Annotated in this window: 18 protein-coding genes; 4 read left to right on the forward strand and 14 right to left on the reverse strand. The window is 51.0% G+C overall.

Annotated elements, in window-relative coordinates; translation table 11 throughout:
• Positions 1-80: 80 nt before the first annotated feature.
• Complete coding sequence (locus DW739_RS02390) at positions 81-1898, reverse strand: VanW family protein (protein WP_243023714.1); 1818 nt, start codon at positions 1896-1898, stop codon at positions 81-83.
• 331 nt (positions 1899-2229) lie between these two features.
• Between DW739_RS02390 and DW739_RS02395 the strand changes: the two genes are divergently transcribed.
• Positions 2230-3084 (forward strand): PHP domain-containing protein, encoded by an 855-nt coding sequence (locus tag DW739_RS02395; protein ID WP_117795479.1) that lies wholly within the window; start codon positions 2230-2232, stop codon positions 3082-3084.
• Between the two features lie 108 nt (positions 3085-3192).
• Here DW739_RS02395 and hemC read toward each other — a convergent pair whose 3' ends face one another.
• Both hemC and DW739_RS02405 read right to left on the reverse strand, forming a co-directional pair.
• On the reverse strand, positions 3193-5619 hold the full coding sequence (hemC, locus tag DW739_RS02400; RefSeq protein ID WP_243023715.1) for a hydroxymethylbilane synthase: 2427 nt from the start codon (positions 5617-5619) through the stop codon (positions 3193-3195).
• A 25-nt stretch (positions 5620-5644) separates the two neighbouring features.
• Positions 5645-6127, reverse strand: coding sequence for a bifunctional precorrin-2 dehydrogenase/sirohydrochlorin ferrochelatase (locus DW739_RS02405; protein WP_117795481.1), 483 nt, complete (start codon positions 6125-6127; stop codon positions 5645-5647).
• Positions 6128-6621: 494 nt separating this feature from the next.
• Between DW739_RS02405 and DW739_RS02410 the strand changes: the two genes are divergently transcribed.
• The gene (locus DW739_RS02410; protein WP_022359554.1) at positions 6622-6879 is read left to right on the forward strand and encodes a hypothetical protein; all 258 of its coding nucleotides are present in this window, start codon (positions 6622-6624) and stop codon (positions 6877-6879) included.
• A gap of 185 nt (positions 6880-7064) precedes the next feature.
• Positions 7065-7301, forward strand: coding sequence for a hypothetical protein (locus tag DW739_RS02415; protein ID WP_022359553.1), 237 nt, complete (start codon positions 7065-7067; stop codon positions 7299-7301).
• Positions 7302-7503: 202 nt separating this feature from the next.
• Here the strand turns inward: DW739_RS02415 and DW739_RS02420 are convergent, their stop codons facing one another.
• The gene (locus tag DW739_RS02420; protein ID WP_118742562.1) at positions 7504-8670 is read right to left on the reverse strand and encodes an alanyl-tRNA editing protein; all 1167 of its coding nucleotides are present in this window, start codon (positions 8668-8670) and stop codon (positions 7504-7506) included.
• Positions 8671-8886: 216 nt separating this feature from the next.
• Between DW739_RS02420 and DW739_RS02425 the strand changes: the two genes are divergently transcribed.
• Positions 8887-9138 (forward strand): hypothetical protein, encoded by a 252-nt coding sequence (locus DW739_RS02425; RefSeq protein ID WP_022359551.1) that lies wholly within the window; start codon positions 8887-8889, stop codon positions 9136-9138.
• 82 nt (positions 9139-9220) lie between these two features.
• Here the strand turns inward: DW739_RS02425 and DW739_RS02430 are convergent, their stop codons facing one another.
• The 10 genes from DW739_RS02430 to DW739_RS02475 form a co-directional block, all read right to left on the reverse strand.
• Positions 9221-9856 carry a precorrin-8X methylmutase gene (locus DW739_RS02430; RefSeq protein WP_107000405.1) on the reverse strand — a complete coding sequence of 212 codons (636 nt, stop codon included), beginning with the start codon at positions 9854-9856 and terminating at the stop codon, positions 9221-9223.
• A gap of 16 nt (positions 9857-9872) precedes the next feature.
• Positions 9873-11486, reverse strand: a complete 1614-nt coding sequence (locus DW739_RS02435; RefSeq protein ID WP_118742563.1) for a cobyric acid synthase — start codon at positions 11484-11486, stop codon at positions 9873-9875.
• Between the two features lie 289 nt (positions 11487-11775).
• The gene (locus DW739_RS02440) at positions 11776-12963 is read right to left on the reverse strand and encodes an aminotransferase class I/II-fold pyridoxal phosphate-dependent enzyme (protein ID WP_118742564.1); all 1188 of its coding nucleotides are present in this window, start codon (positions 12961-12963) and stop codon (positions 11776-11778) included.
• A gap of 250 nt (positions 12964-13213) precedes the next feature.
• The gene (gene cbiB, locus DW739_RS02445; protein WP_243023716.1) at positions 13214-14233 is read right to left on the reverse strand and encodes an adenosylcobinamide-phosphate synthase CbiB; all 1020 of its coding nucleotides are present in this window, start codon (positions 14231-14233) and stop codon (positions 13214-13216) included.
• A gap of 23 nt (positions 14234-14256) precedes the next feature.
• Complete coding sequence (locus DW739_RS02450) at positions 14257-14715, reverse strand: bifunctional adenosylcobinamide kinase/adenosylcobinamide-phosphate guanylyltransferase (protein ID WP_118742566.1); 459 nt, start codon at positions 14713-14715, stop codon at positions 14257-14259.
• A 15-nt stretch (positions 14716-14730) separates the two neighbouring features.
• A complete protein-coding gene (locus DW739_RS02455; protein WP_118742567.1) occupies positions 14731-15516 on the reverse strand; it encodes an adenosylcobinamide-GDP ribazoletransferase in 786 nt (261 codons plus the stop codon).
• 71 nt (positions 15517-15587) lie between these two features.
• Positions 15588-16229, reverse strand: coding sequence for a bifunctional adenosylcobinamide kinase/adenosylcobinamide-phosphate guanylyltransferase (locus DW739_RS02460; protein ID WP_118742568.1), 642 nt, complete (start codon positions 16227-16229; stop codon positions 15588-15590).
• Positions 16230-16316: 87 nt separating this feature from the next.
• On the reverse strand, positions 16317-17459 hold the full coding sequence (gene cobT / locus DW739_RS02465) for a nicotinate-nucleotide--dimethylbenzimidazole phosphoribosyltransferase (RefSeq protein ID WP_117795496.1): 1143 nt from the start codon (positions 17457-17459) through the stop codon (positions 16317-16319).
• A gap of 264 nt (positions 17460-17723) precedes the next feature.
• Positions 17724-19100, reverse strand: coding sequence for a TolC family protein (locus tag DW739_RS02470; RefSeq protein ID WP_118742569.1), 1377 nt, complete (start codon positions 19098-19100; stop codon positions 17724-17726).
• Positions 19101-19114: 14 nt separating this feature from the next.
• Positions 19115-20305 (reverse strand): TolC family protein, encoded by a 1191-nt coding sequence (locus tag DW739_RS02475; RefSeq protein ID WP_118742570.1) that lies wholly within the window; start codon positions 20303-20305, stop codon positions 19115-19117.
• Positions 20306-20347: the final 42 nt, after the last annotated feature.

Consider the following 20347-nt stretch of genomic DNA (forward strand, 5'->3'; position numbering starts at 1 on the left):
GCTTGAATGCCCTTTTATCATTCATTTTTGCAATCTATCTTACAGCACTTTCTATATTTCACCTTAGTTTTGCCTTGATTTTAATTGCTTCCAGGTCCATTTGCTTCCACAACCGGGTTCGTTTCCTCTGGCTCTGGAGTTGTCTCCTGTGGTCCTTCGTTGGATGCCGCCGCTGTCGTGGTCGGAGCTTTTGTCTCGCCGTCAGGGCTGGACGGTGCCGCTGTGGTTGTCTCATGTGCCGCTGTGCTCTCATTAGCTGCATTTGTCTCAGCTGCGGTGCTCTCTGCTGCCGCCGTTGTCTCCGTTGCGTTGGTCGCTACAGTAGCGGAACTGTTACGTTTGATTTGCGCTGCCTTTCCACGATAGCTACTATTGTGAAAAAATTCACGACTCACTTCTTTATCATTCTCATAGGTAACCAGATCCGTGGACCAGCGGCTGCCCGGAGTCGCTGCCTTTGTCTGCACTTCCTGACCCGGCTGCAGGGAACCATCCTCGGTATAAACCGCAGACGGCGGATCAATCTCGCCTGTCTTCTCAGAAGACATACGAATCTTGACACCCTCTTTCAGAATCGGAACTCCATACAGTGCGATCGTCAGTTTTCGATCAGATGCGCTGAAGCTTGCCTTGATAGCCAGCGGATATTCCGAGTTGTTGACGAACTTGAAGTCCGGTCCGCCGTAGCTGACTGCCGCATCCTCGCCCGGTGTAACGTAGGACGGCTCGTAGCTGTGTGCGTGGCGCTCCGTACTCTTAAGCCCCGCAAATACAACCGCGTTGTATAAGGTCGAAGATACCTGGCAGACGCCGCCGCCTGGCTCCTGGACAACCTCGCCATTTAAGTATGCGGTTGCCGGCTTGTAGCCTTTTTCTTCGGTTCTCGCACCGGTCGTATTGTTAAAGGAAAATTCCTGTCCTGGTTTGACAATCGTTCCGTTTAACGCTGCGACCGCCAGACGGATATTCTCGTTTCGGTTGCTGTTGGAGGTCGTCGTGGTTGTGTAGGTGGACATTGTCTTGTACTTATCCTGTACCGACGAATCCGCTGCGACTTCCTTCGTCTCTGCGGTCAGGACGGCATCAAACTCTTTCTTGTCAATCGCATCGACCATCGCCTGTGCCAGCTTATCCTGATCGATGACAAGTCCCTTGGTGCCCTCGCTGAACTCAAACTTGCCCGTTTCCTTATTGTAACCGGAGATACCGCCGCTCTTGGCTGCCATGTTCCAGTTTCCGGCAATCAGTGCTGCCTCTGCCTTGGCATCCTCGATCATATTTTCCGTGTTGACTTCATATGTCTCACCCGGTTTCAGATCACTTGCATAGATCTCCTCGAGAAGCTGATCAACTTTATCCGCCATCAGATTGGTGACGTCGGTCTCTTTGTCCTCGTATTTGGCCTTCATCTTCCAGTCAAATGAATCAAGGATCGCCTTGCGCGCCTCCTCCTGCGTCATTCCGTAAATATTGACGCCGTTGACGGTCACCGCTCCATCTGCCACGGTACTCTCCTGTACGGCATCCGATTCGGTCGCCCCGCCTGCCGCGCTGCCCCCACCGCACCCGCGGGAGGCAATCGCCGCTATCAGGATAACCGCCAGGACACCGATCACGATCAAAAGGATCTGTGTAATATCCAGACGGTTTCTTCTCTTCTTTTTATAACGCCCGGAAGTATGCCCACTCCGACCGGCTGCCGCCCGGTTCATCGCAGTATCCCGGCGTCCCGTGCTTGTGTGCGCGGCTGTACTTTTTGTATGGCTGGATGTTTCGGACGACGAACGATGCCCGGTACTACTATGTCCGGCACGGCTGTACGAACTCAGCGTTCCACCCTCCAATCCTCTATGTTCAAAATTCCTTCCTCCTGAAGAATTTCTGTTGTACTCACTCATTTTCCATCACCTGTCCGTCTTTTCCATGAAATTTTATTATATGTGTTTATTTGAAAATATCCCTGCTACAGTATAGCACAATTCCAGGAAAATAAAATAACATAATTCTTAAAATAACTTATAAATTTTTTTGATCCCCACAACCGTTTCCTGGTACAAATTTCCACAGCCGCTCTGTTTTTTGTATAACGCTTCTTCTTTCAAATATATCTGATGTAAACAATCATTTTTGTTCCCATTTACACACTGGCAAACTGCAGCGGGTATCTGCCGCATACTTGACTTTTCCATCTAATGCGGGTAGTCTTACAGCAGAAGGAGGTCTGCATCTATGCAGTTAATTGATTTACACGTTCATTCTACTGCTTCGGACGGCACACTCACGCCCACCGAAGTGACAAAGCTGGCGCTCCAATGCGGTCTGACCGCCTATGCGCTGACGGATCATGATACAGTTGACGGCGTTGCGGAAGCCATGCAGGCAGCCGAGAACACCTCCCTGACTGTCATTCCCGGTGCCGAATTTTCCAGTCCTTATGAAGGAAAAGAAATCCATATTCTGGGGCTCTATCTGAACCCGCACTGCCCGGAACTTTTATCTGCACTGCGGCAGGTCCGCGAGATCCGCAACCGGCGCAATGAAGAGCTTCTCGCTTTATTTCAGGCAGATGGATTTCCCATTAAATATGAAGATTTAATTCACGGAAATGAACACACTGTCATCACCCGTGCCCATTTTGCACGCGCACTGCTTGAAAAAGGCTGTGTCACTTCGGTCAGCCAGGCATTTGATAAATACCTCGGGGACGGCAAAAAATATTACCGCCCGAAGCAGATGATTGAGCCGGAGGAAGCGATCCGCCTGATCCGTGTAGCTGGCGGTTTACCAGCGCTCGCACATCCTCTCCAGTATAAACTTGGCTGGAAAAAGACCGAGCAGCTTCTCTCCTATTTAAAAGAAGCCGGAATGATGGGCATCGAGGTTTATTATTCCTCACACTCTCAATCCGACAGTCTTCATTTACGTGAAATAGCTTCCCGTCTCGGTCTGGTCTCCACCGGCGGTTCCGATTTTCACGGTGCCAACAAACCAGATATCCATCTCGGAAGCGGCTACGGCGGTCTGCGGGTTTCTGCACTGCTGCTGGACAACATAAAAGCCCGGTTACAGCAGAAAAACAGCTAAAATGCTGATTTACCCGCTCACGCTTCTATCGGTTCCGTATGTTCAGGCATTTACAATCTATATAAAAACTTCTTCATGAACCTGCTGAACAGATGTCTGTTTATATGTTTACATATGATAGAGCGCCTGCTCAATCCCTTCTTCCGAGACGGACTCCGCCAGTACAGCTTTCATTCCCGCCGCGCTGGCGGTTTTTTCTGTCTTTTCTCCGATACAGACGGCTGTAAATCCGTTCAATGTCTCCTTATCCGGCTGTAAAATATCCAGGAATCCCTGTACCGTCGATCCGCTCGTAAACGTGGCCGCATCGATCGCGCCCTCTTTTAGGAGTTCACGGATGCGCTCTGCAAGCGGCGATTCCTCCGGCGTGATCGTATCGTAAAGTGTCACATCCATATAGGATATTCCGACAGCTTCAAATGCCTGCGTCAGTTCCGGCGAACCATGTCTGGCACGCAGGATGCATACGCGTTCGTTCTGCTTCACCTGTTTTGCCAGCCCTTTTCCGAGATCTGCCGCATAAAAACGCTCCGGAATATAATCTGGGTAAATGCCGTGTTCCCGGCAGACGGACGCGGTACCCTCACCGATCACAGCAAAACGCAGATGGGAGAGGCTCCTGAAATCTTTCTGCATCCGGTTCAAAAGCTCAAAGAAATATTGCGCCCCTGCCGGACTCGTGAGCACCAGCCAGTGATACGATTCCAGATTCCGAACCAGTTCATACAGTTTTTCTTTATCCGCTGTGCCAGCATCCGCTTTTTCTGATTTTTTCCAGACCGGTTTTAACTCAATCGTTGGAAATTCCAGCACCTCCGCTCCGGCATCGCGCAGATGTTCCGCCAGCTTCTGGCTGCGCTCCTTCGGGCGGGTAATCACGATCCGTTTTCCTGCCAACGGCTTTTCTTCTCTCCATGCACACGTATCAGCAAGCGCACAGACCTCCCCGATCACAAGGATGGCAGGCGCCTTGACGCCCTGACGCACACCCTCTTCCGGAAGTGTCTGCAGGGTTGCGCGGATCATTCTCTGGAACGCAAGGGTTCCGTTCATCAGAAATGCCGCCGGCGTCTCCGGTTTCATTCCCGCATTCAGAAGCCCCTCACAGATCCTCGGCGCATTCGCAACACTCATCAGAAAAATTAAGGTGCCGCCGACCCGAGCAAGTGCCTCAAAATCCAGAGCCGGCATGCCCTCCATACGATGTCCGGTAATCACATGAAACGATCCCGCCAATCCTCGGTGCGTCACCGGGATGCCAAAATATGCTGGAACTGCCAGGCTGGAGCTGATACCCGGAACCACCTCAAACGGGATCTGATGTTTCTTTAAAAATTCAGCTTCTTCGCCGCCGCGTCCAAAGACGAACGGATCCCCGCCCTTGAGGCGCACGATCGTTCCGCCCTTTTTCGCTTCCTCTAATAAAATTTCTAAGATTTCTTCCTGCTTCTTCGAATGGCGTCCACTCCGTTTACCAACGTCAATTTTCCGCGTGTGCTCCGGAATCCAGCCCAGTACCGCGTCGCCTGCCAAAGCGTCGTAGACGACGGCATCCGCCTGCTCCAGAAGTTCTCTGCCGCGCAGGGTAAAAAGCCCTGCATCGCCAGGGCCCGAGCCGATAAGGTAGACTTTCCCCAGCGGAGACAGTGCAGGCTTTCCCGATAACTGTTCCGCCAATTTTCTTCCAAGCTCCGCTGCTTTCTCTGCCTCCCCCTCAATGGAGCCAATACGGACTTCTCCCGTTTCTTCCTTATAATAAAGACCTCTCAGCTTGATTTTTCCATTTTCAAGCACCGCCGAAGCTGCCGTCGGCGACGAACATCCGCCTCCAAGCGTGGCGACAAAGCCCTGTTCTGCCCTGGTTAAAACCGCAGACTCCTCAGAGTGAACCATTTTCACAAAAGGGATCTCCCGGTCACGCCGTCCCTGGATTGCCAGAATACCCTGTCCTGCTGACGGGATCATTTCCTCCACAGAAAAATAACGGCTGATGCGATCTGCAAATCCCAGACGAATCAGCCCAGCCGCTGCCAGAATCAGCGCATCATATTCGCCAGAATCGAGCTTTCGCAAACGCGTGTTCAGGTTGCCTCGGATCCCCTTAAATTCTGCATCCGGGAATAATCTCTGCCCCTGTAGGACGCGGCGGCGGCTGGAAGTTCCGATTACCGGGTGTGCCGGAAGCTCGGATAAGCCTTCACGCAGAACCAGCACATCGCGGCAATCTTCGCGCTCTAAAAGCGCCAGCACCGGCAGCTCCTCCGGCGGACAGAGCGGCATATCTTTTAAGGAATGAACTGTCAGCTCGCACCGCCCTTCATAAAGCGCCTGATCCAGCTCTTTTACAAACAATCCCCTGCCGCCAACCGCATCAAGTGGACGGTCAAGCACCTTGTCTCCCGTCGTTTTCATCGTGATCAATTCAAATCCTGTCTCCGGACAGACATTCTGCATCGCTGCGATCGCCATCTTTGACTGAACAACTGCCAGCGCACTGTCGCGGCTGCCTACGCGGATCCTATTTTTATCTGTCAATTTTTAATCTCCTCTATAAAATATATTAAGTATCTTCTACCTCTGCTTCCGCCAGCACGCGGCGTACTTCTTTTGCCACACGATGCGTTAATCCCGGATCCGCTCCGCCAGAAATCAATCCGGCTGTCAGTTCTCTGCCCTGGGCGATCGCCGGGAAATAAAACTCTGACTGACTTTTATCGGAAGCCATATTAAACCAGACGGAATGGCTCGACGCATCCTCCTTGATCCGTGCATCCGTCCCCGTCTGCCCGGTCGCTGCCAGCGCCATAAAAAAGTTTTTTTCCTGCCAGATCGTATCTCGAACTTCCTCATAGGTTTGTTCAATCAGACGGATTTTCCGTGAATCCGCCAGCTTCCGTATCTCTTCCGAAGTATTCGGTGCAATCACCGTGATCGCTGCGCCAAATTTTTCCAGCACACCGACCCGCCTCGATGCCACACTTCCAGCTCCCACAACCAGCACCTGCCGATCTGTCATATCTATAAAAATCGGAAAATAGGACATTTCTCTTCTCCCACTATTTTCGTTTGGTAACTGTTCAGTGCCTTCACAGTCACGCGCAATAAATCCGCAGACCTACTGAACAGTTACTTCGTTTGTTTCTATACCGCCGGAATTGAGTTCATCTCTTCAAAACCGTATTTCCGTATTATTATAAGGTTTCACGTTTTATAAATCAAGCATGAGGCAGACCTATTTTTCATTTTAGAACCTCTTTTGTTTCTGTTCACGAGTAGGCACTTTTGGAACCGAAAGTGCCGTAAGAAAACGTGGTGGCAGCAGGAATTTGCCGTATTTAAATGCGAAGCCACGGCAAATTCCGTTACTTTTTACGTATGCGTGTACAGTAACCCTCTTTTATTAATACCCGCATACGTAAAAAGTAATCCTTGTTTTGTCTTGCCAGAACGGTGCAGATTTTGTATACTTATAACACATTTAAATTCAATACAATGAGTATAAAAAGATTGACTAATACCAATAAAGGAGTTACAACGATGGAAGAATTTTACAAAGCAATCGAAGACAAGATCAAAGCTTCCGGCTATCCGGGCGAGGTAAACGGCGAGGATATCTACAACGACATCTGCGATCAGATGGAGGAAAAAGAAAATGGAACCTATCTGTTTCTCTCCAAAAAAGACAATGGCGTCGTATTTGAATACAAGGTAGACATTCTGGATGAGTCTTTCAATCTCTCCTATGTTCATATTACCGCAAATAACGACACGTTTCATATTGATTTTGACAATTAATAGACAATCTTTTCTTGGACATCCCTGTATTTTTGACATACAGGGATATTTTTTTAAGGATTTTTTTGGAAAATGTGAGCATTGCGCCCTTTATAGAGGTCTGTTATAATTATCATTGTTAAAAGATTGACGAAATTATAAACTGCACACAGGGTTGTGTGCCAATCCATGAAGGAGGGCTAAATATGAAAATCCAGAATATTTCCGATGTAAACACATTTTTTAAAGTAATTGATTCCTGCAAAGGAACCGTCGAGCTGGTTTCCCCGGAGGGCGACCGCATTAACCTGAAATCCAAGCTGTCCCAGTATCTGTCGATGGCAAATATTTTTTCCAATGGCTATATCAAAGAGCTGGAGCTGGTTGCTTATGAGAAAGAGGACTTAGACCGACTGATTAAATTTATGTATCAGGGGGAGTAAGCTCTCTTCTAAGGTGTACACGGTATGTACCTTGCCGTTGTATAAAAAAATGTTTGAATGATACGATAGAAACTGTATAAAAAAGCTTCCTGGCTGCATGGCAGATTGGCTCTGCTGCACAGGAAGCTTTTTTCCGTTTTATGAATCTAAGTCAAACCGTTTCTCATACTTCACGCAGTAAACACGCAAACCTTCTAAACAGCTACGCTTCTATCCGCGCCAGCTCTTGAAAGACTTTTTCAATTTCTTCCCGCGACGCCCGGAATGTTCCCTGCACCATCTGGGTGCTCCCGCCGCCGCGTCCCTGCAGACGGGCGTTTAATTCTTTTCCGAATGCACGCATATCACGGCCGAGGCTTCCGGCTGTGTAGTTATAACCTGACGCATCATCGCCAGAGCACACCAGCACGGTCTCTCCTTTTTCCTGTTCCAATAGCAGATTTGCAAACTGACGCACCAGAACTGGCGTCATGCCCTGCTCAAATACAGTCAGCGCTTTCTGCCCCTGCGGATAGACGTCTGCCTGCATGGTGAGAATGCGCTGCCAGAGGCGGTTGATCTCACCGTCCTTGCGCCCGCTCTCCTCTTTCAGATGGCTGACCGCCTCCGCCGCCTTCTCCGGTTTTGCAGAAAGCAGGTTAGAGATCGTCTGCATCTGCTCCGTCTTCGCCTCAAAATTCTCCAGCGCACGGTCACCACAGAGCATGGAGAAACGCACGCCGCCCTTGTAATTCATCAGGGAAAGCACCTTGATCACGCCGATCTCTCCCGTGTAATCCACGTGTGTGCCGCAGCAGGCACAGATATCCGCCCCCGGAATCTCTACGATGCGGACCTGACCGGCCAGCTCTTTCTTGCTGCGGTAATCGATCGTTTTCAATTCCTCCTCACCCGGATATGTCACCTGTACCGGAAGATTTGCCCAGACAACCGCATTTGCCTTCTTCTCGATTTCCTTTAACTGTTCCCAGTTAAGCGGACCATTCAGATCGACCGTCACTTCATCGTGTCCCATATGAAATCCGACATTATCATATCCGTATGCGGCATGAATCAGCCCCGATATGATATGTTCTCCCGTATGTTGCTGCATGTTGGAAAAACGCTGTTCCCAGTCGATGGCCGCGTGAACGGTGCTTCCCACCTCCAGCGGCGCGTCCGTCTCATGAACAACCACGCCATGTTTCTCCTCCACATGTGTCACGTGCACTTCCCCGATCCGTCCGGTGTCCGACGGCTGTCCGCCGCCCTCCGGGTAAAATCCGGTCTGGGAAAGTTCCACCTCAAATCCGTGCTTTGCCGGACGGCAGGCGGTGACGATGGCATCAAATTCTTTTACATACGGTGTCTGATAATATAACGGTTCCATTTTCATTCCTCTTTTCATTTCGTTGTACAATGTTCTGTGACAAATCGTTATGGATAAACATCCATGTCGATCCGCCCGGTCATCTCGGTTATCTCGATTATTTCAACAAAAAATTTATAGTAAAATATTTCCGTCCTAATTTTCCTGATTTATGGAAACTGTGGCAAGCTGCCCCTCATATGATGAAGTGTATAGAAAATCTCGGAGGACATAACCATGAGTGATTTAGCGGCTACCAACTGCGGTTGCGGATGTGATAACAACGGAGGAAGCTGCGGCTGTAATTGTGGCTGTGGATGCGGCGGTTTCGGCAACAACAACTGTCTCTTCCTGATTCTGATTCTGCTGTGCTGCGGCGGATGTGGCGGCGGATGCTTTGACCACGGATGCGGCGGCAACAACTGCGACTGCCTGATCTGGATCCTGCTTCTGTGCTGCTGCTGTGGCGGCGGTGGCTTTGGCTGCTGATAAACATCCGACCATATCCAGCATATCTTTTGAGAATGCATCCATGTACATTTTAATACCGCAGATTTAACACCATCACATCTTATTTGCGCGTCAACTGATAAATCAATGCATTGCAGATCGCGGCGGCTACATTGCTGCCGCCTTTTCTGCCTCTTGCCACAATATAAGGAGTGTCCGGCAGGGATATAATCAATTCCTTGGACGGCACGACATTGACAAAGCCGACCGGCACGCCGATGATGAGCTTCGGGTGGATTTTTCCCTCCTGAATCAACTCGTACAGACGCACCAGCGCGGTCGGTGCATTCCCAACTGCAAAAATACAGTCTTTTCCCATTTCTGCCGCCTTGTCCATGCTGGCAACCGCACGGGTGGTCCCGGACGCTGCCGCTTTCTTCGCGACATCCTCGTCCGCCATAAAACAGTAGACCTCGCCGCCCAGCGACGCAAGCGCGCGCTTGTTGATACCGGATTTTCCCATATTCGTATCAGTCACGATGCAGGCCCCATTTTTCAGGGCTTCCAACGCCTTATCGACTGCGCCCGGTGAAAATACAAGCGAATCTGCGTACTCAAAGTCGGCTGTCGTGTGAATCACGCGTTTCACAATTGGTGCTTCTTTCTCCGGAAATGTCCGTTCCCCCAGCTCCTCGGTGATAATCTCAAAACTTCTCGCCTCGATCTCCGACGGCAATACCTGACTGAGTTCTTTCATTTTTTCATCCATCTATCTACACTCCCTCTTCCAGAATCCGGTAAATTGCTTCCATATCCAAGTACTTCCGCATCGTGTCTGCCAGCCGGTTGTACTGCTCTTCCCGGTATTTCTCATAATCAAACGATAATCCGCCGACTTCCGGCTCCATTCCTTTCTCTTTCATCAGCGCACAGACAATCGTCTCCGCCACCTCTGCCTTGTCAAAAATGCCGTGGACGTAAGTGCCGTAGAGGTTGTCCCGGCAGCAGCCATCCTGTTTTTCAGCGTGGTTTCCCGCCTGTTCTTCCCTGAGTTTCAATAAACTATGATTTACGGCTTTTTCCTGCTCCTTGATCACGTTCTTAACAATATCACCGCCGACAGATGATGTCTCTCCCATATGTATTTCATATCCTTCCGCCTCCATCCCCGAAAGCCCGGAAAAGATACCGCTGACCGTCCCGAAACATCCCTTGACCTGCGTCCTGGTCTTTTCTTCCTGAAACTGTGTTTGTAACGGCAGAAGTCCCATACCGGAGATCGTACGCCCAGGCACACCCGCCTCGGTTCCTTCCTGATCTGACAGCGTCTGTCCCATCATCTGATAGCCGCCGCAGATGCCCCAGATCGGCGTTCCTCCGGCTGCTTTCTTTAAAACTGCCGCTTCCAGACCATTCTGACGCATCCAGAGCAGATCCTCGATCGTATTCTTCGTTCCCGGAAGAACAATCAGATCCGGTCGTCTCAGCTCAGACAGGCGGCTCACATAACGCACCGAAACGCCGGGGATCGGGTCAAAGACGTTCAGGTCAGTGAAATTGGATAAACGCGGAAAGCGGATGGCTGCAATGTCGATCCATGCCTCTACATGTTTTTCAGATGACTCGTTTTCCTGTTTAAGGGTATTATTCCGCCCTGTGGATGAAAGGCGGCTGCTTAAGCTATCCTCGTCCTCGATATCCACGTCCATGTACGGAACGACGCCGACCACCGGAATCTTGCATAATTTCTCGATCATCTCAACACCTGGATCCAGGATCGTCTTATCGCCGCGGAATTTGTTGATGATAAGCCCCTTTACCATCGCCTGTTCATCCGGTTCCAGAAGCGCTACCGTTCCATAGAGCTGTGCAAACACGCCGCCCCGGTCGATGTCCCCGGCAAGCAGCACCGGCGCACCCGCCATGCGCGCCATTCCCATGTTCACGATATCATCCGATTTTAAGTTGATCTCCGCCGGGCTGCCGGCGCCCTCGATCACGATGATATCATACTGTTCGGACAAGTGCTGAAACGCTTTCTTGATTTCCGGGATTAGCTGCTTTTTATACTTGAAATATTCCTTCGCGGGCATTGTGCCGATCGGGACACCGCGCACGATCACCTGAGAACCGACATCGCTGGATGGCTTTAAGAGAATCGGATTCATGTCCACCGATGGCTCACAGCCCGCCGCCTGCGCCTGCACTACCTGTGCGCGTCCCATTTCCAATCCCTCGCTGGTAATATAGGAGTTCAGCGCCATATTCTGCGATTTAAACGGCGCCACGCGGTAGCCGTCCTGCTTGAAAATCCGGCAGAGTCCCGCCGCCAGCAGGCTTTTTCCCGCATTGGACATCGTTCCCTGTATCATGATTGCTTTTGCCACGGTGAAATCCTCCTTATTTTTGAGTGTCTTACTAAATAATGGTTGCTCAGAGCTACTTAATTCGAAGCTATTTTGTGCTTAACCGAAACTATTTTTCTGCCATTTGTCCTTTCAAATGACAGAGGCTATTTTATGGGTTCGTGTAACTGTTCAGTACCTTCACAGTCACGCGCAAAAATCCATTAAAAATTGCCTACGGCAATGGGATTTTTGCCTGCTGGCCCATGTTTTCGTACGGTCAGCGCAGTAAATGCGCAGACCTACTGAACAGTTACGGGTTCGTTTTATATTACAAATTCACATTGTGTTTTTCTTCAGATTGTACCTCTTTCAAAATATTTATCAACCTTTCATTTTCTCCCCGGTTCCGCACCGCCACCCGGTAATAATGACGGTTCAGCCCCTCAAAATTCTCACAGGCGCGAATCAAAATGCCATGCTCTAAACATCCCTGTTTGTAATCGCGCGAATCTTCATCCGGCGAACGGAACAACAGATAATTTGTCTGGGACGGATAAACGATAAATCCCAGTTCTTCCAGTTTTTCCGCCAGCCGCGGACGTTCCGTCTGCAAAGATTTAACCGTCCATTCCAGCAGATTTCCTTCTGAATGATCCGCCAGTACCGCAAATGCCGCCACCCCGCCCGCCTGTGCCGGAGCCGAGACACTCCACGGCTGGCGGAACTTCTCGAGGCGTTCCCGGAGTCCGGCATTGGGGATGATGCCATAGCCCAGGCGAAGGCCTGCCATTGAGCAGATTTTGGTCAAGGCATTTAAGAGGATAACGTGATCTCCAACACCATTTAACAAATTTCCAACAAACGAACATTCTCTCCGTGTATCCAAAAACCACTGAAAACACTCGTCCAGCATAAGCCAGGTATGTGTTTCCCGGCAGACCTCCGCCAACCTTTCCAGCTCGGTGGCTGAAATGGCGCGCCCTGTCGGGTTATTGGGATTTCCGAGAATCAATATTTTTTCCCAGACGTTTTCATGTTTAGAGGATAAAGTTGGGACCGAATCTATCTTCGATGCATCCCCAGAGCCATCGCAAAGCATGGCATACAATTCTTCCCTCGTACTCTCCAGGGAAAATCCATTTTCTTCCCTTAAATGAAGCCACCGGATCTTGCAGCCGCACATCCGAAGCGCCTGCTCATACTCCGAAAATCCCGGTGCCAGCAAAATCGCCTGTTTGGGCCGAATCGCTGAGACAACTGCATATAAAATATCCGAAGCACCGTTTCCAAACACGAGCCAGTCCTTCGGAATCGGCGTGCCGTCTGCCTCATAAAAAGCAGCCGCTGCACGCCGCAGCTTCCGGCATAAAGCATCCGGATATTGTTCCCAAGCAGCCGACGATGCTATCACAGCATCACGGACAGCCTGCGGCATTCCAAGACGATTTGTATTGACTGAAAAATCTAACTCTACGGCTGCATCACCGTAAATATCGCCGCCGTGCGTGTATGGCATAGATGCTTCCTCCCTGTTGTTCCCTCTTTTTATATATTCTTTATCTGTTTACTGTTCTCTTATTTCGTTCTGTTTTGTAATTGTTCAGTAGGTCTGCGCATTTACTGCGCTGACCGTACGAAAACATGGGCCAGCAGGCAAAAATCTCATTGCCGCAGGCAATTTTTAATGGATTTTTGCGCGTGACTGTGAAGGTACTGAACAGTTACTCTGTTTTTAATATTTTTATCATTCCGGAATTCTTCCAATTCTATAAAAACAGAATCACACCGCGCACCACCAACGCAATAATCCCCATGATTCCCGCCGCTCCATACATCAGGCGGTTGACCCGGCGGATGTCCTGCGGTTCAATCGGGTGTATCTCATCACCGATATATGGCTTCGGAACTAACTTGCCGAAATACCAGGCATCGCCCGCCAGTCGCAAGCCCAGCGCGCCGGCGCATGCCGACTCGGTCTGCGCGGAATTGGGGCTTTTGTGGTTCCGGCGATCACGCCGCCAGATACGGTAAGCATTCTTTCCGTCATATCGTAAAAGGTATGCAGAGACTATCAATAAAAGCGCTGCCAGACGCGACGGAATCAGGTTTACCAGATCGTCCAGTTTTGCTGCCGCGCGTCCAAAATGCAGATATCTGTCATTTTTATATCCGACCATCGAATCCATCGTGTTGACTGCCTTGTACAGCCAGCCAAGAAGCGGACCTCCGATCGCCAGATAAAACAAAGGCGCAATCACTCCATCCGACGCATTTTCCGCTACCGTCTCAACTGCCGCCCGTGCGATCCCCGCCTCTGAAAGAGGTTTCGTATCGCGCCCGACAATCATCGACACTGCATAGCGGGCTCCCTCGGTCTCTCCCGCCTCCAGCTTCCGGCAGACCGCCATGCTCTCATCCCGCAGGGAGCGCGCCGCCAGCAGATAGTAAGTCATGACCGCCTCGACTACTGTCTGAATCCAGCTGCCGCCCAGATGGGAAATCCAGAGGATTCCGCCTGCCACACTGCCTGTCACAAGCAGCACCAAACACACAAAAAGAACGCCCGCGCGGCGTTCCCCCCGTTCCGTTGCATGCTTTTTTCCAGCTGGACGCAAATATTTTTCCAGCCACACAATCAGATTTCCGATCGCTCGAACCGGATGCGGCATCGAATGCGGATCACCCAGGCACAGATCCAGAAGATAACCTGCCAGAATCGCAGCTAAGTGATATCCGACCATTCTACCTTCTATCATTCCTGTCAATACTTTACTGATTGCTGTCATTTTGTCTACTCCCAACTATTCTTTTATTTGATCCGCATTCCCAGACCGCAGATAACCCGGTGCACTTCCTCCGAATACGCGGCGATCCGCTGGCAAATGCGCCCGTCTGTCTCCCGGTAATCGCGCTCAAATGCTTCCATCGGCACAATGCCGCAGCCGATTTCATCCGCCGTCACGAATGCATCCGGATTTTCCTGCATCAGGCGTTCTGCAAACACGTATGGATCGCGCCCGGCTTCCATCTCACGCCTCACAAACAGTTCAAAATGCGTGATCAGATCCGCCTGCATGATCGTCTGTTCGTCCGTTTCTAATCTCCCATCCGCGATGCGTGCCGTAACTCTACACGCTTCTGGATTTTTCGATCGATTCAGAACGGTGGATAAGTCTTTTGTTTTCTTCCGTTCCAAAGTACGTTTTTCCCACAATTTCATCGCATACGCTGTCTTTCCTTGTTCCCTGCCGCCAATTATAAAAATCATTCTGCTTTTCCTCGCTTAAAAATTCAAAAACCGCAGGCACGTACCTGCCAGCCGCATCGCCGCCAGCACCAGCACCACATTCCGCTCGCAGCTCTGCAGAAAATGCCCTGCCAGATCGCCGTTGATGCCGCCAAATTCCCGCATGGAAAAACGATAATAGCAAACGAAAGTCGCAAGTGCTGTTAAGGCTGCCAGAGCGCCGCGCAGATGTCCCCAGTAAATCATCCAGCTGATCGCCAACACTGTTAAAACTGCCATACTCACGCGAACAACCTTTGTCTTTGCACTTCTGGAAAATTCAGCGGCAAGCCCGTCCTTTTTCGCCTTTGGAAATGCCACCACCGAATAGCCGCTGCAGGCGCGTTCCAGCATAAGCGCCCCCGGCAGCAGCCACACATCTGCTCCCACAAGCTCAGAAACTGCCCCCGCATAGAGAAGCAGGTACAGCCCCAGACCGATGATCGCAAACGCCCCTGTATGGGGATCTTTTAAAATCGCCAGCTTTTTTTCCCGCTCGCCGTAGGAATGGCGCGCATCCGTCACATCGAGATACCCGTCCATATGGATTCCACCGGTAATCAATAGTGGAACCGCCGTCAACAGGCAGGTCCGGAACAGAACTCCAGCACCCAAAATTTCACAGAGCGCAAACGTGGCTATCTCTACCGCCCCGATCACCGCCCCGATCAGCGGGAAAAAACAGAGCGCATAGCGCATCCGCTCTTCCGTCCAGTCCATGCGCGGCATCGGAATGCGTGAATACATGGAAAATGCAATGACAAAACTTCCTATCAGATTCAATCTTCGATCCCCCTGACTCTATTCTGGCAACCATAACTTTAGCAGGCATTCCGCTCTGTTCCACTCACTGACTACCCTACATCTTTTGTCCTTTCATCGGCTGAAAAAACAGGTATTGACACCGCAAGCGGAATTCCATACACCACTTCCGTCACTGAATCCGCCATCTGTCCCAGTTCCCGGTTGATCCGTCCCAGAAGCTCTATGTACCGCTCCGATTCCGGATCATACGTCACACCGTCCGAAAAGATCTCATTCGTTACAATGATAAGGTCATGACACTGTTTTTGCAAGCGTTTTATTCCTTGAAGAATCCGCTCTTGCGCACCATTTTCCTGAGCATAAAATTCATTGAGGACAAGGTTGGACATACATTCAAGGAGAAGCACTGGTTTTTGTGCCACTCGGCAGGACTCCCAGCGCTTCAAACTATCGTTTTCCTGTTCATCGTCCAAACCAGCCGAATTGGACTCTTCGAATCTCTCCTCTAATTCTAATGTTTCTAACCCCGTATACCGCTCAATCGTCTCAAACCCTTTTGCCGCGCGCATCCGCCGATGGCGCTCCACCCGTTTTCTGCCTTCATCATCCCAAATCCGCATCGTCGCCAGATACCAGAGTGTCCCACCGTTCCCGTTCCGGCACTGCACGGCAATCTGTTCGGCATATTCGGACTTACCGCTGCCACTGCCGCCTGTAACTATATATAACATCGTTCATTTATCCTCTTTTTCACCGAATTGCAGCAGTTTCCATGCTTTAAAAACATACGCAAAAAATGTTTTAATCCGTATATCTCATCACACCAGCGGCTTATATTCCTCTATTTCCATCTCCGCAAACGTATCCATATCCCGGTAAATGGACAGCGCCATATCCAGCAGTGGAAACAGCGCCAGCGCCCCTGTACCTTCTCCGAGTCGAAGTCCCGCCTGGATAGCCGGAGTTACTCCTATCAAATCAAGCAGCCAGATAGACGCCGGTTCCGCCGATACATGGGCTGCCAGCATATAGTCCGTCGCTGCCGGTGCAATTCTTCCAGCAGCTGCCGCCGCAGCAGCCGCGATAACCCCGTCAATCACAACCGGAACATGATAGATGGCACCGCCCAAAAAAGCACCTGCCATCGCCGCCAGATCGAATCCACCTACCTTTTGCAATACCTCCATGCCATCCATGGGATCCGGGTGATGCAGTCCGATTCCACGCCGGATTACCTCCGTTTTCCGTTTCAATCCAGCCGAATCTAAACCCGCCCCAGCTCCAGTGACAAGTTCTGGATCCTTTTGCAGCAGAACCGATGCGACCGCACTGCTGGTCGTCGTATTGCCGATCCCCATTTCACCCACTGCAGACAAGCGGTACCCCTGCTCCTTCAGCACACGCACTGCATCGATTCCCGTCAAAATGGCTGTCAACACCTCCTGGCGCGTCATCGCTGCTGCTTTTGTAAAATTGGAAGTCCCGCGCCGGATTTTCCGTTCTGTCAGGGGATGAAGTTTCCCCTGATGTTCCACCTCACAGGCGATTCCTATATCGATCGGAAACACGTCCGTTTCTGCCTTTTCTGCCATCAGGCAGGAGCAGCTCCTCCCGCGTGTCATATTCGAAACAACTGCCGCTGTAACCTCCTGCCCGGTCTGTGATACCCCTTCTTCAACCACCCCATTATCCGCGCAAAAAATCAAAAGCGCACGCTTGGAGAAGTCTGGCACTTTCTCCCCCTGCGCTGCCGCCGCCCGCACAATATCTTCCTCCAGGACTCCCAGACTGCCAAGCGGTTTTGCCACATGCCCCCAATGCTTTTCTGCCTGCTCCCGGATTGTCTTGTCCGCTGGTACAATCTGTTTCTTAAGCTGGTCAAACCGTATTTCCAGCTCTTTTTCCGAAAAATGCCGAAAATCTTCCAGGGATTCCAATGTCTTCATATTCTCCTGCTGCATCTATATGTTCCTCCCGTTTTCGTTTCCGCCCTTTTCCATGGGGCCGTGAACGGGCGTACCCTTTCAGTCTATCGTTTACCGGTTCAAAATTCCGCCTATGATTGTACCATTGACCGGAACAATACGCAAATACAAATTTGTTCTCACACCGAAAACGACACCACCCACCCGGGCAGTGCCGTCTTTTTTAAACCCATCTTATAAAATTCTATTTCACATATCCATACAAAACATATAATCTCAGGAAGCGCAATCACTTGATCCTCACGCAACTCCTTTCAACATCCACTCATACGCATCATACGCCGTCCGCAGGGAAATCTCGGCAGTCTCTAGTTCTGCTTTTTTCTGCAGATAAGACGCCTCACCCTGTAAATACGTTGCTTTATTAATCGCACCGGACTGATACTTAATCTGGGTGGCGCCGTATGTTTTTTCGGCAGACTGGTAGGCTGCCTGCGCCGCGTCACGTTCTAGGCTTAATGCCGCTATCTCAGCGTACTGCTCATCCGCTGAGGCGCTTGCGGCGCTCTCGGCTTCCTCGATCTGCTGGTGGCGCAGCTTGCGCGCCGCATCTCCGGTTGCGGAGGATCGTCTGGCTGATTTGACACTGGAACTTGCAACGACAGCTGCCGCGCGGTCCGCATCCAGATTCATAGAAGCCAGTTCCGTTGCCGATACGGCTGGAATTTCCCCCAGCGTAATAGAAGTTCCGCTCTTTCCAAGTAAAATGGCAAGCTGGCGCAGCGCCTTATTTGCCTGATCGGTCGTGGATTGTAATGCTGTCTGGGCGCTTAGCAGGTTTTTCTGCGCCTGCAATAAGTCTGTCTCCGTGCAAAGCCCCGCTGCCAGCTCCCGCTCTTTGCGATCTGCCTGCGCCTGATAGTTCTCTGCCGTCTTGGCAGCCGCCTCCACCTCGTCCTGAAGCTGCCGGCAGGTGCCCCACTGGATCTGTGCGGTCTTTACGACCTGCCAGACCGTCCGGTTTCTGGACGCACGGCTTGACGCCGAATTTAAGGAAGTGAGCGACTTTTTATACTGCTTCGCTGCCATCGACAGCGTTTGTGCATTTCGCTCATAGGTGCCGATCAGTGCCTCATCTCCGCCCGCATCTTCGAGCTCATCTGCTTTATAGTTCATATCCCGGGCACCGGAAATCATCGCATCGTAGGCTTCCTGGTAGACGGCAAGGCTGTCCTGATAACTGTAATCGGCGCTGACAGCCGTTCCATTGCCGCGCCGCACCAGCGCCTCCAGTTCCCCGTACTCTATCACAGAATCCGCTAGCTGTTCCTCCGTATAGGAGCCGGACTGGCTGGCGATCGTGTTGTCTGCGCTGTTTTCGGTTATGGTGCCATCTTCCAGCGCCGGACCATCTGCCTCGCTGTCTGAATCACTTTCTGTGCCGGAAATCAAAGGCGTTTTCGCCGCCTGCGCCGGGCTCGATACAAGAATACAAGCCGCCAGGGCAATTCCGATCGAACGACTCAATCTGCTTTTTCCGATTCGTTTCACATTATGACCGTCCAGATGCACATCCAAAGCACTTGCACCGCTTCGGTCTCTTTCTTGCCCCTTGCGCATCTTTTGCTCTGTCCCAGCTTCCGCGTTCATCCATTTTCCTTTCAGATTTCGCCTCATCCGCCCACCCCTTTCTACTGCGTGGATGCCAGGCCGCCCACCGCCCACTGGTAGGCGAGCTGCGCCTGAAGAAGCGACATGGCTGCTGTCTCTCTTGCCACGGATGCCGATTCATAGGAATAGGTCGCGCTCTGGTATGCATTCTGGCTGATAAGTCCGGCTGCCAGCTTGCGGTCGTTGGTCTGTTTCGTCTTTTCTTCTAATTCAAGGCTGCGTTTTGCCTGTTCATACTGTGCCTCAGACAGCTTCAGATTCTGATAAGCCGACTGGACATTCGACTTGACTGCCTCCTTTCCGCTGGTCAGAGTTGTCTGGTACTGCTCTTTAAGGGTGCTTGTCATCGCATTGTTGACCTGACGTGCCAGAATCTTTAACTGATAATTATTTTCCTGTGCTTTCGCAATGTCCTCTTCGAGGTTGACCGATGCACTCATCTGTTCCTGCGGGTCCGGTAATGCACCGATTTCTACTGATGCGCCATATTTCCATCCAAGCATCTGGCACAGGGATTCCTTCGTCGATGCAATATTGCTCTCCGCCGTCGTGATGGACGCCTGCGCCTTTAAAAGAGTCTCCTTGGCATCCAGCACATCCGTCTGGGTCGCGCTTCCGGATGAAAGCTTTAAATTTGCCGTCTCATAGTCTTTTTCTGCCTTGGACACCTGGTTCTGCACACTCTTTAAGTTTTCCTGGGCATTCCAGTACTGGATCATCAGGTTCTGCGCCTGCTGTACCAACGATTTCTCGGTCTGCGTATACCCCCACGCCTTAACATTCGCATCATCGACGTTATTATCGCCCTGCTCGCGCATCTGGGTCGCGGAAGCCTCGCTTCTCTGTGCTGCTGCCAGTGCGGAACCATAGTTCGCATCGTCTGAATCCGGGTACTCGATGCTGCTCTCGATCTCATCTGCCGCGTCATAATATTCCTGCGCGATCTCATTGCTGTCTTTGCCCTGATAATCCTTGTACTCGATCCGGTTCTTCTCCACCGTGCTGTTGTACTCATGGATCCGATCAGCAATCTCGTCAAATTCGAGCTTATCATCCTGCAGCGAAGCCCATTTTTCTGTGGAATATGCAAATTGCGGGCTGGCTGCCAATACCTGGACCGGCGCACCTGCCGCCAGAAAAAGCCCCAGTGAGCAGGCTACTGCACCGGCCGCCATCCGATGCTTCAGACATATTTTTTTATTTCGATTCATGTATGTCACTCCATTCCGATATATCTGATTTTAACAATTATC

The organism is Clostridium sp. AM28-20LB (genome assembly GCF_003480665.1).
In the GTDB taxonomy this organism is placed as follows: domain Bacteria; phylum Bacillota; class Clostridia; order Lachnospirales; family Lachnospiraceae; genus Otoolea; species Otoolea fessa.

Coding starts and splice junctions, on each gene's coding strand:
- DW739_RS02390 (WP_243023714.1), bottom strand. CDS start 1,898: ATGAGTGAGTACAACAGAAATTCTTCAGGAGGAAGGAATTTTGAACAT.
- DW739_RS02395 (WP_117795479.1), top strand. CDS start 2,230: ATGCAGTTAATTGATTTACACGTTCATTCTACTGCTTCGGACGGCACA.
- DW739_RS02405 (WP_117795481.1), bottom strand. CDS start 6,127: ATGTCCTATTTTCCGATTTTTATAGATATGACAGATCGGCAGGTGCTG.
- DW739_RS02410 (WP_022359554.1), top strand. CDS start 6,622: ATGGAAGAATTTTACAAAGCAATCGAAGACAAGATCAAAGCTTCCGGC.
- DW739_RS02415 (WP_022359553.1), top strand. CDS start 7,065: ATGAAAATCCAGAATATTTCCGATGTAAACACATTTTTTAAAGTAATT.
- DW739_RS02420 (WP_118742562.1), bottom strand. CDS start 8,670: ATGGAACCGTTATATTATCAGACACCGTATGTAAAAGAATTTGATGCC.
- DW739_RS02425 (WP_022359551.1), top strand. CDS start 8,887: ATGAGTGATTTAGCGGCTACCAACTGCGGTTGCGGATGTGATAACAAC.
- DW739_RS02430 (WP_107000405.1), bottom strand. CDS start 9,856: ATGAAAGAACTCAGTCAGGTATTGCCGTCGGAGATCGAGGCGAGAAGT.
- DW739_RS02440 (WP_118742564.1), bottom strand. CDS start 12,963: ATGCCATACACGCACGGCGGCGATATTTACGGTGATGCAGCCGTAGAG.
- cbiB (WP_243023716.1), bottom strand. CDS start 14,233: ATGACAGCAATCAGTAAAGTATTGACAGGAATGATAGAAGGTAGAATG.
- DW739_RS02450 (WP_118742566.1), bottom strand. CDS start 14,715: ATGATTTTTATAATTGGCGGCAGGGAACAAGGAAAGACAGCGTATGCG.
- DW739_RS02460 (WP_118742568.1), bottom strand. CDS start 16,229: ATGTTATATATAGTTACAGGCGGCAGTGGCAGCGGTAAGTCCGAATAT.
- cobT (WP_117795496.1), bottom strand. CDS start 17,459: ATGCAGCAGGAGAATATGAAGACATTGGAATCCCTGGAAGATTTTCGG.
- DW739_RS02470 (WP_118742569.1), bottom strand. CDS start 19,100: ATGAGGCGAAATCTGAAAGGAAAATGGATGAACGCGGAAGCTGGGACA.
- DW739_RS02475 (WP_118742570.1), bottom strand. CDS start 20,305: ATGAATCGAAATAAAAAAATATGTCTGAAGCATCGGATGGCGGCCGGT.